Here is a 15,697-nt window from a genome sequence, read left to right as displayed (position 1 = left end):
CCGCCACGGCGACCGGTTGCGGCGGGGACCGCGGTGGGATCGCGGCCCGCCGGCGCCGGCCGGGGCGCCCTGTCGCTGGTCGGCTTACTAGCGTACGCGCGGGGGCGCCGGCTTGTTCCCGCGCCGGGGTCGTGACCGGTGTGCCGGTGACCGGGGACACACCGGTGCCGGCCGAGGGCGGCGGGACGATCCGTCGCCGCCCGGGACGCGTCGTGGGCGTGGCCGGAGTGCGACCCGGGGCGTCGGGGCACCCGTGGGCCACCCGTCCCTGTTAGGGTCCGACGACGGGTGACGGGGGGAGACACGGATGGGTGCCGGTTGGCGTCGGGTGGTGCCGGCGGTGACGGTCGGCCTGCTGCTGGCCACGGTCGGGGTGGGCTGCGCCGACCCGGAGAGCCAGCCACCGGGGGCGGCCGCGCCGGTGGGCCTGTCGACCGAGCTGCCCGCCGGGCCCACGCAGGAGCCGGCGGGCGTGGAGGGGATGGGTGCCGCGCCGAGCCCGACCCCGTCGGCCAGCGCCACGGCGACGCCGACCCGCAAGCCGCAGCCGACCCGGACGGCGGGGCCGCGCCGCACCCCGAAGCCGCCCACGGAGACGAAGGTCCCGCCGCCCCCGCCGAAGCCGGTGCCCGGCTGCGAGCCGACCCGCCGTGGGGAGAAGGCCACCCGGGCGCAGGTGAAGGCGGCGCTGACGGATGCGGCGGACCGGACGTACTGGCCGACGTCGGCGCCCGACATCCGGATCCCGCTGGCGCTGATGAAGGCGACGGCCTGGCAGGAGAGCGGCTGGCAGTCCGACATCATCGCCTGCGACGGCGGCATCGGGCTGATGCAGGTGATGCCGGACACCGCGACGTGGATGAACCAGCGGTTCGGCCAGTCGTACGACGTCGACGACTACCGGGACAACGCCTACCTCGGCGGCACCTACCTGGCCTGGCTGACCAAGTACATCGGTGACATGTACTTCGACTCCGACTACCGCCTCGACGCCGACCTGTGCGGCGAGGAGCTGACCTCGTGCCTGCTCAACGTGGTCATCGCCGCGTACAACGCGGGGCATCACGCGGTGGCGCGCGAGGGTGAGCCGCTGACCGTCCCGAATCCCCGGTACGTGGGCAACGTCCGCGCGCTGATGACCGAGTGCGAGTGCCTGGCGTACTGATCGCCGATGACTCTCGGTTGTGTACGGGCGGAACGTGCCGCCCTCGGTCGGCTGCCGGCTGCCTGACCCGGCCCGGGCGGTACGCCTTGCTCTATTCGAAAAATGCCGCTCTGAGCTGGTAAGACGTTCGATGTCGTGGCTACTCTGGGGCGAACCGCCCGGTGCCGTGCACCATTCGGTCGGGCCCGGTTCCGGACCCGCAACTTCTCACGCGGTGTGACCGCCCTGCCCGGCCGCCCCACCGTACGAAAGGGGGGCTCCGATGACCCGGGCCCCGGCGAATCTCCTGGCAGTCCGAAGTCTCCTGCTCACTCACCTCAACGTCGACAAGGACGTCTCGCGCCCGCAGGACCTCGAACCGAACGAGGTCGGCATCGTGGGTGACGCCCAGCACGTCGGCGGCTACCACTGCGGCTCCGACCGCGTCGTGGACGGCGACTACTCGGTCGTGGAGTCCACGCGGGACAGGTCCGGGCTGACCCTCGACGCGTCCGCCGTGGACGTCGGCATGTTCACCGTCACGGCCGGCGGTCGTACCCACAACCTGCGCTCGTTCTCCGTCTGGTGCGTGCAGCAGTGCGTCGCCGGCACGGCCGACACCCGGGACATCCGCGAGATCATCTACTCCCCGGACGGGAAGACGGTCAAGCGGTGGGACCGGCTCGGCAAGCGGACCACCGGGCCCAGTTCCCACCTGACGCACACCCACTTCAGCTTCTTCCGCGACTCCACGAAGGCGGGGCGGGACCAGACTCCGCTGTTCCGCCGCTACCTGACCACCATCGGACTCATCGAGGGGGACGACATGAGCGCGCAGGCCGAGAACGAGATCCATCAGGTGTTCGTCGGGCTGTTCCGGGGCGGCAACAGCATGGGCCGCAAGGTTGACCCGGACGGCACCGGACCGGCCGCCGCCAGCAACAGCCTGGTGGCCAAGCTGGACTACACGATGCTGCGGTTGGACGCCGCGATCGCCCAGCTCACCGCGCTGTCCGACAAGGACTTCACCGACGAGGAGGCCATCGTCGCCGGGGTGTTGGCCAAGCTGACTCCGGAAAAGATCGCCGCGGCGCTGCCGCCGACGGTGGCCAGGGAGGTGGCCGACGAGATCGCCAGGCGGTTGGCCGCCTGAACCCGGCAACGGCGGCGGCCGGTCGCCGCCGCCGTTACCGGCACGGGCTACATCGGGCGGACGTTGTCCGCCTGCGGGCCCTTCTGCCCCTGGATCACCTCGAACTCGACCTTCTGGCCCTCGGTCAGCTCCCGGTAACCGCCGCTCTGGATGGCCGAGTAGTGGACGAACACGTCCGGACCCCCGCCGTCCTGCTCGATGAAGCCGAAGCCCTTTTCCGAGTTGAACCACTTGACCGTGCCGGTTGCCATGCATCTCTCCCTGTTCCAAGCGGGAAACCACCGACGGCCGGCCGGTGATCGCCCTGTACCTCCCCGACAGTAACGGGCGAAAGGCAGATCTGCTGGGCGAAGTGCCGCAGGCGGGTACCGAAACTGTCGCGCCCGGTGGGGACGCCGCCGCGTCGGGGTGACCCCGAGGCGGAATCAGGGGCCGGTGGGGGATCGGACCGGATGTGTCCGTCCCGGGTTCGGCCATAGCGTGCGGACATGGCGGATTGGACGGCCCAGGTCGGCGAGCTTCCCACCACCCTGCTCATGGGGGTGCTCGGGGTGGTGATGCTCTTCGACGCCGTACCGCTGCTGGGGGTGCTGGTCCCCGGCGACGTCGTGGTCCTCGCCGCGGTCGGCGTCGGGCGACCGGCCACCGGGGCGGCCACCGTCGCCGCCGTGGTCGCCGGCTGCCTGGCCGGCTGGTCGCTGAGCTTCCTCGCCGGCCGGCGGTACGGCGACCGGCTGCGCCACAGCCGGGTGGGCGGCTGGATCGGGGAGCCCCGCTGGGCCGCCGCCGAGGCGATCCTGCGCCGGGGCGGCGGGCGGATGGTGCTGGTCGCGCCGTTCCTGCCGGTGTTCAACGCGCTGCTGCCGCTGGCCGCGGGCGGCCTGCGGATGTCGTACGGGCGGTTCCTGGCCTGCGCGACGGCCGGCGCCGCGGCATGGTCCGGCCTCTACGTGCTCCTCGGGACCCTGTCCCGGTCGCTGGCGGGGCTGCTGCCCGGGAGCGCCTCGCCGATGGTGGTCACGACGGCGGTCGGCCTGCTCCTGGCCGCCGTGGTGCTGCTCGGCGCCCGCCGCCGGCTGCGCGCCCTCACCGGGGTCTCGTGAGCGGGGGGATCCGCGGCGCCGGCCGGCGTGCGCCCCGGCCCCGGGCGGCGCGACGGCGTTCGCGTGCCGCGCCGGCCCGTCCGGGGGGCGGGCCGGCGCGCCGGTCTCACCAGCCGCGCGCCCGCCACTGCGGCAGCGAGGGACGCTCGGCGCCGATCGTGCTGTCCCTGCCGTGCCCCGGGTAGAACCAGGTCTCGTCCGGCAGCCGGTCGAACAGCCGGTGCTCGACGTCGTCGATGAGCTGCCCGAAGCGCTCCGGGTCCCGGTCGGTGTTGCCCACCCCGCCGGGAAAGAGCGAGTCGCCGGTGAAGAGATGCGGGGTGCCCTCCGGGTCGCGGTAGAGCAGGGCGATCGAGCCGGGGGTGTGGCCCCGCAGGTGGATGACCTCCAGCGGGCAGTCGCCGACGGTCACCGTGTCGCCGTCGGACAGCGTCTCCGCCTCGATCGGCAGACCGGCGGCGTCGTCGGCGTGCACCAGCGGGCGGGCGCCGGTCTTGGCGACCACCTCCTCCAACGCCACCCAGTGGTCCATGTGCTGGTGGGTGGTGACCACCGCGGCCAGGCCGCCGTCGCCGAGCAGGTTCAGCAGCCGCGGCGCCTCGTTGGCCGCGTCGACGAGCACCTGTTCGCCGGTGGACCGGCAGCGCAGCAGGTAGGCGTTGTTGTCCATCGGACCCACCGAGAGCTTGGAGATGGTGAGCCGGTCGAGCTCGCGTACCGCCGGCGCGCCGCCGGGGGTGACGTCTCCGCTGTAGGTCATCGGTTGTCTAGATCCATTCCGGTGGGGTCGGCAGGGGGCCGTCGGGGGTGACGGTGAGCGATTCGCCGGCGCCGCGGCCGATCAGCCAGGCGGCGAGCTCGGGGGCGGGGCCGGTGATCGTGGGCGCCCCGGCGGGGTCGCCGACGGCCAGTTCGTGGCGGGTGCCGTCGAAGCGCAGCACCATGGCCGGCGCGTCCGCCCGCTCACCCAGGCCGGCGGCCACCTCGTGCAGCAGCCGGTGGCCGAACGCCTCCGGCCAGTCGGTCGGCCGGTATCCGGCGGCCAGGTCCACGTGGTGCACCTCGACCTCGCGCAGCCGGCCCCAGACCAGCATGGTCGCCGGCCACGGGCCGCGGCGGGTCTGCACCGTGGCCGCCCACGCCTCGACCGGCATCGCGGCGACCGCCTCGGCGAACCGCTGCGCCGTGCGGCGCAGGTCGTCCAGGTGCGCGGCGGGCGGCCGGGAGGCCCCCGCCTCGATGTCGGCGGACCGGGCGTCGGGGCTGGCGTACATCGGGACCTGCTCGCCGGTGCGGGCGGCGGTGAGCAGGTTGACCAGCGCGTCGGCGTTGCGCGCCAGGTGGGCCAGCACGTGCCCGCGGGTCCAGCCGGGCAGCAGGGACGGCGCGGCGACGCCCGCCGCGTCGAGGGTTGCGGCGGTCGCCAGCAGGCGGGCCGTGGCGTCGTCCACCTCGCCGGTCAGGAGCAGCGGATCCGCGGTCACCCACCGACCCTAACGTCCCGCCGCCGCGGCATCGCCGTGGAAATCGCTTTCGGCGCGTCGGCGCGCCACCTACCGTCGGGCTCGGTACGCGGCAGCCGGGACGTCGGAGGAGGTGGTGCCCATGCCGGTCGGAGCACGCGCGTCGCGCCACCGTTTCTTCCTTCGACACCGATGAGGTTCCCATGACCATCGATCTGACCGCCCTCGGCTGGGACGCCGAGCGGGCGGCCCACGTACGCCGGCGCACCGACCAGCGCCCGGGCCGGGTGGCCCGGGTCGACCGCGGCGTGTGCACCGTGCTCGACGCCGACGGCCCCGTGCGGGCCACCCTGGGGGCGGCGGTGCTGTCCGCCGCCGCCCGCGACCTCACCCGGCTGCCCTGCGCGGGCGACTGGGTGCTGCTGCGCACCTGGCCGGACGGCCCGGTGACCGTCGAGTCCGTGCTGCCCCGGCGCACCGCGCTGGTACGCCGCACCGCCGGCAAGGACGCCAGCGGGCAGGTGCTCGCCGCCAACCTCGACGCCGCCGCCGTCGTCGAGCCGGTGCACCCCGAGCCGGACGTCCCCCGCATCGAGCGGCTGCTCTCCCTGGCCCACGAGTCGGGCGCCACGCCGCTGGTGGTGCTCACCAAGGCCGACCTGGCCGCCGACCCGGCGGCGATCGCCCGGCAACTCGCCGGGGTCGCCCCCGGCGTGCCGGTGCTGCCCGTCAGCGCGGAGCGGGGCGTCGGCCTCGACCCGCTGCGCCGGTGGGTCGCGCCGGGCCGCACCCTCGGCCTGCTCGGCCCGTCCGGCGCGGGCAAGTCGAGCCTGGTCAACGCCCTGGCCGGGGCGGTGGTGATGCCGACCCAGGCGATCCGCCGGGTCGACGGCAAGGGCCGGCACACCACCACCTGGCGGGCGCTGGTGCCGGTGCCGGGCGGCGGGGCGGTGCTGGACACTCCGGGAGTACGGGCGGTTGGCCTGCTCGACGGCTCGGCCGGGCTGGACCGGGCCTTCGCCGACATCGCGGAGCTGGCCGTCGGCTGCCGGTACGCGGACTGCTCGCACGAGGCGGAGCCGGGCTGCGCGGTCCGTGACGCCCTGGCCGCGGGCGAGCTGAGCGTCCGCCGGTACGACAGCTGGCGCAAGCTGCAGCGCGAGGTGGCGTACGAGACGCGGCGCCGGGAGGCCCGGGTGGCCGCCGAGCGCCGGGGCGGCTGGCGCGGCGGGCGGCGCCGCACCGCCCGCCCGTGACGGAGGGTGATCAAGAGGGGTGCGGACTCCAAGATCCGCGCAACTTCCTTGAAGGTGTGGCCTCGGGTGCGTCGGCAGGCCACTGCTTCCGGGAAAGTGCGCGGATCTTGATCCGGCGGCGCGGCGGGGCCGCCCCGGGTTCGGCGCGTCCGGTGTGAGCTGGGGGAATGTGCGGGCGCGGAAAGTTGTCGTACCTCGGGGCTAGAGTTGCCGAGGCGCTTCTTCTGCGTCCGCACAACCGCTCTGGGCCGTCCCGGAATCGTCCGGACCTCCCCGGAGCGGACAGATCCTCCTCCTCTTCCTCACCGGGAGTACACGGACAGTGGCCGACCGACTGATCATCCGTGGCGCGCGCGAGCACAATCTGCGTGACGTCAGTCTCGACCTGCCCCGGGACGCCCTGATCGTCTTCACCGGGCTCTCCGGCTCCGGCAAGTCGAGCCTGGCCTTCGACACGATCTTCGCCGAGGGGCAGCGCCGCTACGTCGAGTCGCTGTCGTCGTACGCCCGGCAGTTCCTCGGCCAGATGGACAAGCCGGACGTCGACTTCATCGAGGGGCTCAGCCCGGCCGTCTCCATCGACCAGAAGTCGACCTCGCGCAACCCCCGCTCCACCGTCGGCACCATCACCGAGGTCTACGACTACCTGCGGCTGCTCTTCGCCCGCGTCGGCGAGCCGCACTGCCCGGTCTGCGGCGAGCGGATCTCCAGGCAGACCCCGCAGCAGATCGTCGACCGGGTCCTCGCCATGGCCGAGGGCACCCGGTTCATGGTGCTCGCCCCGGTCGTGCGCGGCCGCAAGGGCGAGTACGTGGACCTGTTCGCCGAGCTGCAGGCCAAGGGGTACGCCCGCGCCCGGGTCGACGGCGTGGTGCACCCGCTGACCGAGCCGCCGAAGCTCAAGAAGCAGGAGAAGCACACCATCGAGGTGGTGATCGACCGGCTCACCGTCAAGGCGAGCGCCAAGCAGCGGCTGACCGACTCGGTCGAGGCCGCGCTCGGGCTGTCCGGCGGGCTGGTCCTGCTCGACTTCGTCGACCTGGCCGAGGACGACCCGGATCGGGAGCGGCGCTACTCCGAGCACCTGGCCTGCCCCAACGACCACCCCCTGGCCATCGAGGACCTGGAGCCCCGGGTCTTCTCCTTCAACGCCCCGTACGGCGCCTGCCCCGAGTGCACCGGCCTCGGCACCAAGAAGGAGGTCGACCCGGAGCTGGTCGTCCCCGACCCGGAGCGCACCCTGCGCGACGGCGCGATCCAGCCCTGGTCCACCGGGCACAACCTGGAGTACTTCCTGCGCCTGCTGGAGGCCCTGGGCGAGGCGGAGCACTTCGACGTCGACACGCCCTGGCGGGCGCTGCCGTCGCGGGCGCAGAAGACGATCCTGCACGGCTCCGACGACCAGGTGCACGTGCGCTACCGCAACAAGTACGGCCGCGAGCGGTCCTACTACACCGGCTTCGAGGGCGTGGTGCAGTGGATCGAGCGCCGGCACTCCGACACCGAGAGCGAGTGGTCCCGGGAGAAGTACGAGGGCTACATGCGGGACGTGCCCTGCGCGGCCTGCGGCGGCGCCCGGCTCAAGCCCGAGGTCCTCGCGGTCACCCTGGCCGGCAAGAGCATCGCCGAGGTGTGCAACCTGTCGGTCGGGGAGTGCGCCGACCTGCTCGCCGGCATCGAGCTGACCGATCGGCAGAAGCTGATCGCCGAGCGGGTGCTCAAGGAGATCAACGCCCGGCTGCGGTTCCTGCTCGACGTCGGCCTGGACTACCTCTCCCTGGACCGTCCGGCCGGCACGCTGTCCGGCGGCGAGGCCCAGCGCATCCGGCTGGCCACCCAGATCGGCTCCGGCCTGGTCGGGGTGCTCTACGTGCTCGACGAGCCGTCGATCGGCCTGCACCAGCGGGACAACCACCGCCTCATCGAGACCCTGGTCCGGCTGCGCGGCCTCGGCAACACCCTGATCGTGGTGGAGCACGACGAGGACACCATTCGCACCGCCGACTGGATCGTCGACATCGGCCCCGGCGCGGGCGAGCACGGCGGCCGGATCGTGCACTCCGGCTCGGTGCCCGCCCTGCTGGAGAACGCCGAGTCGGTGACCGGGGCGTACCTGTCGGGGCGCAGGCAGATCCCCACGCCGAAGCAGCGCCGGCCGCAGACCCCGGGCCGGGAACTGGTGGTGCACGGGGCGCGCGAGCACAACCTGCGCAACCTGACCGTATCGTTCCCGCTCGGCCAGCTCATCGCCGTCACCGGGGTCAGCGGCTCGGGCAAGTCGACCCTGGTCAACGACATCCTGCACGCGGTGCTGGCCAACCAGATCAACGGCGCCCGGCACGTGCCGGGCCGGCACACCCGGATCACCGGGCTGGAGCACGTGGACAAGGTCGTCGGCGTCGACCAGTCGCCGATCGGCCGTACGCCCAGGTCGAACCCGGCCACGTACACCGGCGTCTGGGACCACGTCCGCAAGCTGTTCGCGGAGACGACGGAGGCCAAGGTCCGGGGGTACGGGCCGGGCCGGTTCTCGTTCAACGTCAAGGGCGGCCGGTGCGAGGCGTGTTCCGGCGACGGCACGATCAAGATCGAGATGAACTTCCTGCCCGACGTGTACGTCCCGTGCGAGGTGTGCAAGGGCGCCCGGTACAACCGGGAGACCCTGGAGGTGCACTACAAGGGCAAGACCGTCTCCGACGTGCTGGAGATGCCGATCGAGGAGGCGGCGGAGTTCTTCTCCGCCATCCCGGCCATCCACCGGCACCTCAAGACGCTGGTCGACGTCGGCCTCGGCTACGTCCGGCTGGGCCAGCCCGCGCCGACGCTCTCCGGCGGCGAGGCCCAGCGGGTCAAGCTCGCCTCCGAGCTGCAGAAGCGGTCCACGGGGCGGACGGTCTACGTGCTCGACGAGCCGACCACCGGCCTGCACTTCGAGGACATCCGCAAGCTGCTGATGGTGCTGGAGGGCCTGGTCGACAAGGGCAACACGGTGATCACCATCGAGCACAACCTCGACGTGATCAAAACGGCCGACTGGCTGATCGACATGGGTCCGGAGGGCGGCCACCGGGGCGGCACCGTGCTGGCCACGGGCACCCCGGAGGAGGTCGCGGAGGTGCCGGAGAGCCACACCGGCCGGTTCCTGCGCCAGGTGCTCAAGCTCGACGGCGAGGCCAGGGGCGCCGCCGCGGCCACCGGCCGGGCCGCGAAGGCCAACGGCGGCGGCACCCGCTCCCGGGCCGCCCGGAAGGTGCCCGCGGGCACGCGTTGAGCCGACGGCCGGGCGAGGGGCGGGGCCATCCCGCCCCTCGCCCCTTTCTCCGCCAAGGAGCTTGTCCAAACTTCGCTGTCGCTGGTGGGTGCCGGTTGACAGGACGACCGACGCCGCTCAACCCGGGGCCAGCCAGATGGTTATCTTCTGGGTGGTGGGGACGCGCGGCAACCCACGTCAGCTCACCGCCGTGGTCAAGGCCGTCCAGACCCTCCACCACCTGACCCGCGACCCGTTCGGCACCAGCCGTGTCGACACCGTTCCGTGATCTGGACCAACCCCCGATGATCGTCCCCGTGGACCCCGAAGTTGATCACCCTGCCGGCCTCGGGTCGAGCCGCGACCATCGCCTTGTCAACCACCACCTACCAGGGAGAACGAGGTCTGGACACGCTCAATTGGCCCGCGGACTCGCCGCCACGTCCCTGGCCGGGTCCGCGGGTTCCACGGCGTAGCGGAGGGAGTGCTGCTGCCAGTCGTGGGCTCCGCGCATGACGGTGTGCAGGGCGTCCGTGCGGAACCGGTCGACCGCGTGGCGCTCGACCGGGCCGAGGGCGAGGTGCTCGGCGAGCTCGGGCAGCGCCGCTTCGAGGCGGAGGAAGCGCTCGATGCGGGTGCGGATCATGGCGCACACCGTATCGATCGCCTCGCCCCGGGTGCGGCCGTCCTGCTGCTCCAGTAACACGAGGTTGTGGTCGCCGACTGCCTCCTCCTTCTCCACGGAGACGATTTCGTTGTCGAGCACGACGACCTCAGCGGCGATCAGGCGCATCGCGGCCATGGCGTCGCTGTCGTAGACCCTGGTCGGCACCTCATAGTGCCCGATACGTTCGGCCAGGTCGAGAATGGGTTGGACGCCCGCGGTGTGGCTTCGCACCGTGAGGTGTTCTGCCCGGGTGGGGCCCGAGGCGCGGGCGCGGTGCTCCGCCTCGGTCGCATGTCCTGACAGATAGGCGCGCCAGTTGGCGGCCGCACGGGCGCACCAGGCCGCCGACATGCCCTCACGGCTGCGCTTCCACAGGTCGGCGAACGCACGCACGAGCGGCATCGGGTGCACGGCACCCGGCTCCCGCGGGTCCCGCAGCTCGCCGAGGACGGCGTCGATCAGCTGTGCAGCCCGCTGCGGGTTGCGGCCCCAGGTCCCGTCGAACTGGTCGTCGAACAGGAAGAACCAGCTCATCTGGTCGACGGCAAGGTCGAGGTCGGCCCCGGTGGCCGCCGGGTGGAAGCGTCCCGCGAGCTCCGGGTAGCGGCCCTGCAGGTGCCGCAGTTCCGCCGCCTCGTCGGGCAGCAGGCCGTAGGAGCGCGGCCAGGCCAGGTGGCGCGTCGCGGCGGGCCCGACCCATGGGCTGATCCGGGTGGCGAACGGAATATACGTGGCAACGCCCTGTGGCATTGATGTCCTTCCCTGTCCTGTGCCGGGCTCAGCGCGGGATCGGCAGCATGGACAGTCCGTCGGCCTGCACCAGCGCCACCGGCACTTCCCGCACCCGGCACCCGGGGGCGCGCTCCATGCGCCACCGCCGGATGATCGTAACGGCGGCGATCAGGATCACGCGCTGGGCGAAGTGCTCGCCGAGGCACCCGTGCTTGCCGGTGGCGAACGGCATGAAGGCGGTGCGGGGCAGGTCCGCGGTGCGCCCATCGAGCCAGCGCGCCGGGTCGAAGCGCATGCCATGGTCGAAGTGCTTGGAGTCGCGGTGCAGGGTGGTGAGGCTGAACGCGATGTCCGCGCCCGCCTCGATGCGGTAGCCGCCGAGGTCGGCGGCCTGGACCGCGCGGCGGGTGAGCAGCCAGGTGGGCGTGTGCAGGCGGATCGTCTCCTTGACCACGGTCCATGTGTATTCCAGCGTGTTCAGGTTCTCGAAGGTGAGTGGCGCGTCGCCGATCTTCTCGCACACCTCCTCGTAGACGCGGCGCTCCACCTCGGGGCACTGGTCGAGCTCGTGGAAGAGCCACGAGAGCGTCGTGCCGGGTGCTTCGGCCCCGGACACCACCAGATTGACGACCTCGTCGCGCAGCTGCTCCGGCCCCATCTGGTCCTGGACGTCCATGACCATGTCGAGAATGGTCATCCGGTCGCCTCCGTCCCCCTTCCTGGCCTCGTATCGGGAGACGATGTCATCGACGGCGGCGGTCATCTGGGACCTGGCTCGGTTGAACCGGCGGTTGACCGGGAACGGGAGTTTCTCGAACCACGTCGCCGGATACAGCGACTGGGCGACGATTCCGGCCATGAAGGCCCATGTCGCTTCCTTGACCTGGCTGGCCGCCGTATCGGCGAGTTCGCTGCTGAACAGCGCGCGGGTGAACATGTCCAGGCCCAGGCTGTGCATCTGCCGGTTCATGTCGAACGCGGCGCCCGGGACCCACGCGCCGGTCTTGACCTCGGCCTCTGCCACCATGGCATCGGTGTACTGCGCGATGCGCCGACGGTGCAGCGCCGGCTGCACCAGGCGCCGCTGCCTGTGGTGCAGGTCCCCCTCGGCCACCACCAGGCCCTGGCCGAGCACCTTGGCGGCCTTGTCGAAGATGATGCCCCGGGTGAAGTTCTCGACCCGCGCCACCAGGATCTCGTCGACCAGGTCGAGCGAGTTGACCACATGCACCGGGCGCCGGCCAAGATAGATGGTCACCACATCGCCCAGGGGTAGCAACGAGGCCATGAAGTCGAGCGGGGAGCGCAGCAGCGCGGGAAGATGGCCGACCCCCGGCAGTCGGTGTGGCGCGACCGGTGGGGTGACGCCGTGGGATGTGTCCAGAAGGCTGGGAGAAGTAGTCACATTGCTTCCAAGTGGTTTCGGGAGTACATTACGAAACGTGGTGGCCTCGATTGCGGCGAACGCCCTCTGCGAAGAGAGTACAATAGAGCCACTTCGATGGCAAGCACCGATTCGCGGCCTTGAATGCACCTCTGCTGCGTCAACGTATCGAGAAAGCGCTCGGTCATTAGCTGAGGGTTGGCCGCGCGTCAGTCCTTCCCTTCCCCGATGCTCGACGAGATGAGGAGCGCGAGGAACCCTGGCACTCCAATGGCAAGGGCGATCGCCTGGACTTTCAGTAAGGGGCCGATATAGATCAAAATTGCCAGCGGGGCTATGGGCGGCGACGTTCGACCCCGTGGAGTGTAAGCGCCGTGGAAAGATGCGTCACGAAGGCTATCCGGAACATCATGGCCTGCTGAGGATCAAGTCTGGATCGATTGGCTATCTGCGGATCGTCGTGTTGCGACAGTTCACCTTCCGTGAGAACCGCAGATCGGTCGACTGCTGATTCCATGGCGAGTGTCGACGCCAGAAAGGTGACCCGGGCTTGACCGGCCTGGACGGCGCCAATATCGGCGAACGCCTCGCGAATCGTGTCCGAGATTGCCATGGCCGGGGTGGCGGTGAGGTTCGCGCTGGTCGCGCGGAGTTGAGCATTGATGTCAGGCGTCGCGATGAAATTTGAGCGATGCCCTTGATCCACGAGGTCTGGACACGCTCAATCATCGGCAAAGGGCCGGGGTGTCCGCATGGGCGGTTGGTGAACCGTCGGGCACAGTGGTGCGTGCATCACGGTTGGCCGTACGAGCGCGGCCGACTGACGAGAGGGGCACAGATGAGTGACGAGCAGGCGCAGACCGGGCCAGGCACTCGGACACGGCGGGCGCTGCTCGCCGGCGCCGGGGCGGTGGGCGCGGCGGTCGTCCTGTCGGCCTGCGGCGACGACGGGGACACCGACGACGGCGGCGCCCCGGGCAGCGGTGGCCCGCAGGCCACGGCCTCCGACGGGGCCTCGACCGGCGCGCTCGCCCGCACCACCGACATCCCGGTGGGCGGCGGCGTGATCTACGCCAGCAAGGGCGTGGTGGTCACCCAGCCCGTGGCCGGGCAGTTCAAGGGCTTCGACTCGATCTGCACCCACCAGGGCTGCCCCGTCTCGAACGTCGACGGCGGCACCATCAACTGCACCTGCCACAACAGCAGGTTCTCGATCGCCGACGGCTCGGTGAAGGGCGGCCCGGCGACCAAGCCGCTGCCCCCCAAGGAGATCCGCGTCGACGGAGACCAGATCACCCTGGCGTGACCCGGCCCCGGCCGGCGCGGGCGCCGCGCCGGCCGGGACCGGCGGATCGGCGCGGTCGGACTGTCGGGCGCGGCGGCTAGTCTCGCAGTGTGGCTGACCCCTCGACGTACCGTCCCGCGCCCGGCACCATCCCCGAGTCCCCGGGGGTCTACCGGTTCCGCGACGGCACCGGCCGGGTGATCTACGTCGGCAAGGCGAAGAACCTGCGCAGCCGGCTCAACTCCTACTTCGCCGACCTGTGGGGGCTGCACCAGCGCACCCAGCAGATGGTGACCACCGCCGAGTCGGTCGACTGGGTCACCGTCGCCACCGAGGTCGAGGCCCTCCAGCTCGAATACACCTGGATCAAGCAGTACGACCCGAGGTTCAACGTCCGCTACCGCGACGACAAGTCGTACCCGTACCTGGCCGTGACCCTCGACGAGGAGTTCCCGCGGCTGCAGGTGATGCGCGGCGCGAAGCGCAAGGGGGTGCGCTACTTCGGGCCGTACTCGCATGCCTGGGCGATCCGCGAGACGCTCGACCTGCTGCTGCGGGTCTTCCCTGCGCGGACCTGCTCGTCGGGGGTGTTCAAGCGGGCCGGGCAGGTCGGTCGGCCCTGCCTGCTCGGCTACATCGGCAAGTGCTCCGCGCCCTGCGTGGGCAGCGTCACCGCCGACGAGCACCGCAGGATCGTCGACGGGTTCTGCGACTTCATGGCCGGGCGCACCGACACCATGGTCCGCCGGCTCGAACGCGAGATGATCGAGGCCAGCGAGCAGTTGGAGTTCGAGCGGGCCGCCCGGCTGCGCGACGACGTCGCGGCGCTGCGCCGGGCCATGGAGAAGCAGACCGTGGTGCTCGGCGACGGCACCGACGCCGACGTCGTCGCGTTCGCCGACGACCCCCTCGAAGCGGCCGTCCAGGTGTTCCACGTCCGCGACGGCCGGGTCCGTGGCCAGCGCGGCTGGGTGGTGGAGAAGACCGAGGACCTGACCGCCGGCGACCTCGTGCACCACTTCTGCACCCAGGTGTACGGCGGCGAGCAGGGCGAGGCCGACGTGCCCCGCGAGCTGCTGGTGCCCGCCCTGCCCGGCGACGTCGACGCGCTCGCCGACTGGCTGTCGGGCCGCCGGGGCAGCCGGGTGTCCCTGCGGGTGCCCCAGCGGGGCGACAAGCGGGCGCTGCTGGAGACGGTGGAGCGCAACGCGCGCGATGCGCTGGCCCGGCACAAGCTCAGGCGGGCCGGCGACCTGACCACCCGCAGCCGGGCCCTCGACGAGATCGCCGAGGCCCTGGGCATGCGCACCTCGCCGCTGCGCATCGAGTGCTTCGACGTCTCCCAGATCCAGGGCACCGACGTCGTGGCCAGCATGGTGGTCTTCGAGGACGGCCTGCCCCGCAAGAGCGAGTACCGCCGGTTCGTCGTCCGGGGCGCCACCGACGACCTGTCCGCCATGTCGGAGGTGCTGCGCCGGCGCTTCGCCCGCTACCTCGACGTGCGCGCCGAGACCGGCGAGGTCGGCGTGGAGACCGCCGCCGATCCGGACCGGCCGGGCGGCGAGGACGCCGCCCCGCCCACGTCTGACGAGCCGCGGTTCGGCGCCCTCGACCCCACGACGGGGCGGCCGCGCAGGTTCGCGTACCCGCCGCAGCTGGTGGTGGTCGACGGCGGCCCGCCGCAGGTCGCGGCGGCCGCCCAGGCGCTGGCCGAGCTGGGCGTCGACGACGTCGCGCTGTGCGGGCTGGCCAAGCGGCTGGAGGAGGTGTGGCTGCCCGACGACGACTTCCCGGTCATCCTGCCGCGCACCTCCGAGGCGCTCTACCTGCTGCAACGCGTCCGCGACGAGGCGCACCGGTTCGCCATCACGTTCCACCGGCAGCGTCGTTCCAAGCGGATGACCGCCTCGGCGCTGGACAGCATTCCCGGGCTGGGGGAGGTGCGGCGCAAGGCGCTGCTGCGGCACTTCGGCTCGCTCAAGCGGCTCGCGGCGGCGTCGGTCGAGGAGATCACGGAGGTGCCGGGCGTCGGCCGGCGCACCGCCGAGGCGATCATGGCGGCGCTCAACCCGGATGCGGACGCCCCGGCCCCGGCGGCGTCGGCCCCGGCCGGGCCCGACGAGCCGGCTTGATTCCCCCACGTCGCCGACATCGCGGTGTCCGGGCTGTCGGGACTCCGGCATGTCGGGGACGTCGGGGGGTGCGGGCCGTCGGGGCTCCGCCATGTCGGCGACATGAAGTCGGTCACGGGCAGGGTCGA

At 72.0% G+C, this 15,697-nt stretch carries 14 protein-coding genes; 8 read left to right on the top strand and 6 right to left on the bottom strand.

Translation table 11 applies throughout. The features are described 5' to 3' along the window. Window positions 1-307: 307 nt before the first annotated feature. The gene (locus ACGFIZ_RS06910; protein WP_393416601.1) at window positions 308-1,165 is read left to right on the top strand and encodes a transglycosylase SLT domain-containing protein; all 858 of its coding nucleotides are present in this window, start codon (window positions 308-310) and stop codon (window positions 1,163-1,165) included. A 262-nt stretch (window positions 1,166-1,427) separates the two neighbouring features. Continuing rightward, window positions 1,428-2,297: a hypothetical protein gene (locus ACGFIZ_RS06905; protein WP_393416599.1), complete on the top strand. Its 870-nt coding sequence runs from the start codon at window positions 1,428-1,430 to the stop codon at window positions 2,295-2,297. Window positions 2,298-2,344: 47 nt separating this feature from the next. Here the strand turns inward: ACGFIZ_RS06905 and ACGFIZ_RS06900 are convergent, their stop codons facing one another. Beyond that, the gene (locus ACGFIZ_RS06900) at window positions 2,345-2,548 is read right to left on the bottom strand and encodes a cold-shock protein (RefSeq protein ID WP_145772852.1); all 204 of its coding nucleotides are present in this window, start codon (window positions 2,546-2,548) and stop codon (window positions 2,345-2,347) included. Window positions 2,549-2,785: 237 nt separating this feature from the next. Here ACGFIZ_RS06900 and ACGFIZ_RS06895 point away from each other — a divergent pair, with 237 nt between their 5' ends. Further along, window positions 2,786-3,400: a DedA family protein gene (locus ACGFIZ_RS06895; RefSeq protein WP_393416597.1), complete on the top strand. Its 615-nt coding sequence runs from the start codon at window positions 2,786-2,788 to the stop codon at window positions 3,398-3,400. A 106-nt stretch (window positions 3,401-3,506) separates the two neighbouring features. On the opposite strand, the gene ACGFIZ_RS06890 is transcribed toward ACGFIZ_RS06895, so the two are convergent. Together ACGFIZ_RS06890 and ACGFIZ_RS06885 are read right to left on the bottom strand one after the other, a co-directional pair. Next, window positions 3,507-4,160 (bottom strand): MBL fold metallo-hydrolase, encoded by a 654-nt coding sequence (locus ACGFIZ_RS06890; protein WP_393416595.1) that lies wholly within the window; start codon window positions 4,158-4,160, stop codon window positions 3,507-3,509. Window positions 4,161-4,167: 7 nt separating this feature from the next. Next, the gene (locus ACGFIZ_RS06885) at window positions 4,168-4,884 is read right to left on the bottom strand and encodes a maleylpyruvate isomerase family mycothiol-dependent enzyme (RefSeq protein WP_393416593.1); all 717 of its coding nucleotides are present in this window, start codon (window positions 4,882-4,884) and stop codon (window positions 4,168-4,170) included. Between the two features lie 182 nt (window positions 4,885-5,066). On the opposite strand from ACGFIZ_RS06885, the gene rsgA reads away from it, so the two are divergent. The 3 genes from rsgA (at window position 5,067) to ACGFIZ_RS06870 (ending at window position 9,658) form a co-directional block, all read left to right on the top strand. Beyond that, window positions 5,067-6,119: a ribosome small subunit-dependent GTPase A gene (gene rsgA / locus ACGFIZ_RS06880; protein WP_393416591.1), complete on the top strand. Its 1,053-nt coding sequence runs from the start codon at window positions 5,067-5,069 to the stop codon at window positions 6,117-6,119. 322 nt (window positions 6,120-6,441) lie between these two features. Further along, window positions 6,442-9,390 (top strand): excinuclease ABC subunit UvrA, encoded by a 2,949-nt coding sequence (gene uvrA, locus ACGFIZ_RS06875; RefSeq protein ID WP_393416589.1) that lies wholly within the window; start codon window positions 6,442-6,444, stop codon window positions 9,388-9,390. 136 nt (window positions 9,391-9,526) lie between these two features. Next, a complete protein-coding gene (locus tag ACGFIZ_RS06870; RefSeq protein WP_393416587.1) occupies window positions 9,527-9,658 on the top strand; it encodes a hypothetical protein in 132 nt (43 codons plus the stop codon). Between the two features lie 126 nt (window positions 9,659-9,784). Here ACGFIZ_RS06870 and ACGFIZ_RS06865 read toward each other — a convergent pair whose 3' ends face one another. The 3 genes from ACGFIZ_RS06865 to ACGFIZ_RS06855 form a co-directional block, all read right to left on the bottom strand. After that, window positions 9,785-10,786 carry a pentalenene synthase gene (locus ACGFIZ_RS06865; protein WP_393416585.1) on the bottom strand — a complete coding sequence of 334 codons (1,002 nt, stop codon included), beginning with the start codon at window positions 10,784-10,786 and terminating at the stop codon, window positions 9,785-9,787. A 28-nt stretch (window positions 10,787-10,814) separates the two neighbouring features. Next, on the bottom strand, window positions 10,815-12,173 hold the full coding sequence (locus tag ACGFIZ_RS06860; RefSeq protein WP_393416853.1) for a cytochrome P450: 1,359 nt from the start codon (window positions 12,171-12,173) through the stop codon (window positions 10,815-10,817). Between the two features lie 313 nt (window positions 12,174-12,486). Beyond that, the gene (locus tag ACGFIZ_RS06855; protein WP_393416583.1) at window positions 12,487-12,858 is read right to left on the bottom strand and encodes a hypothetical protein; all 372 of its coding nucleotides are present in this window, start codon (window positions 12,856-12,858) and stop codon (window positions 12,487-12,489) included. A 132-nt stretch (window positions 12,859-12,990) separates the two neighbouring features. On the opposite strand from ACGFIZ_RS06855, the gene ACGFIZ_RS06850 reads away from it, so the two are divergent. Continuing rightward, window positions 12,991-13,458: a Rieske (2Fe-2S) protein gene (locus ACGFIZ_RS06850; RefSeq protein ID WP_393416581.1), complete on the top strand. Its 468-nt coding sequence runs from the start codon at window positions 12,991-12,993 to the stop codon at window positions 13,456-13,458. A gap of 89 nt (window positions 13,459-13,547) precedes the next feature. Then, complete coding sequence (uvrC, locus tag ACGFIZ_RS06845; RefSeq protein WP_393416579.1) at window positions 13,548-15,569, top strand: excinuclease ABC subunit UvrC; 2,022 nt, start codon at window positions 13,548-13,550, stop codon at window positions 15,567-15,569. Window positions 15,570-15,697 lie beyond the last annotated feature (128 nt).

Source organism: Micromonospora sp. NPDC048830, from assembly GCF_043198215.1.
In the GTDB taxonomy this organism is placed as follows: Bacteria; Actinomycetota; Actinomycetes; order Mycobacteriales; family Micromonosporaceae; genus Micromonospora.
The sequence above is the reverse complement of the archived record's forward strand: the minus strand, read 5'-3'. Positions and strand labels throughout refer to the sequence as shown.

Bases quoted from the DNA above. Each gene is read 5' to 3' on its own strand.
- ACGFIZ_RS06910 (WP_393416601.1), top strand. From the start codon at position 308: ATGGGTGCCGGTTGGCGTCGGGTGGTGCCGGCGGTGACGGTCGGCCTG.
- ACGFIZ_RS06905 (WP_393416599.1), top strand. From the start codon at position 1,428: ATGACCCGGGCCCCGGCGAATCTCCTGGCAGTCCGAAGTCTCCTGCTC.
- ACGFIZ_RS06900 (WP_145772852.1), bottom strand. From the start codon at position 2,548: ATGGCAACCGGCACGGTCAAGTGGTTCAACTCGGAAAAGGGCTTCGGC.
- ACGFIZ_RS06895 (WP_393416597.1), top strand. From the start codon at position 2,786: ATGGCGGATTGGACGGCCCAGGTCGGCGAGCTTCCCACCACCCTGCTC.
- ACGFIZ_RS06890 (WP_393416595.1), bottom strand. From the start codon at position 4,160: ATGACCTACAGCGGAGACGTCACCCCCGGCGGCGCGCCGGCGGTACGC.
- rsgA (WP_393416591.1), top strand. From the start codon at position 5,067: ATGACCATCGATCTGACCGCCCTCGGCTGGGACGCCGAGCGGGCGGCC.
- ACGFIZ_RS06870 (WP_393416587.1), top strand. From the start codon at position 9,527: ATGGTTATCTTCTGGGTGGTGGGGACGCGCGGCAACCCACGTCAGCTC.
- ACGFIZ_RS06865 (WP_393416585.1), bottom strand. From the start codon at position 10,786: ATGCCACAGGGCGTTGCCACGTATATTCCGTTCGCCACCCGGATCAGC.
- ACGFIZ_RS06850 (WP_393416581.1), top strand. From the start codon at position 12,991: ATGAGTGACGAGCAGGCGCAGACCGGGCCAGGCACTCGGACACGGCGG.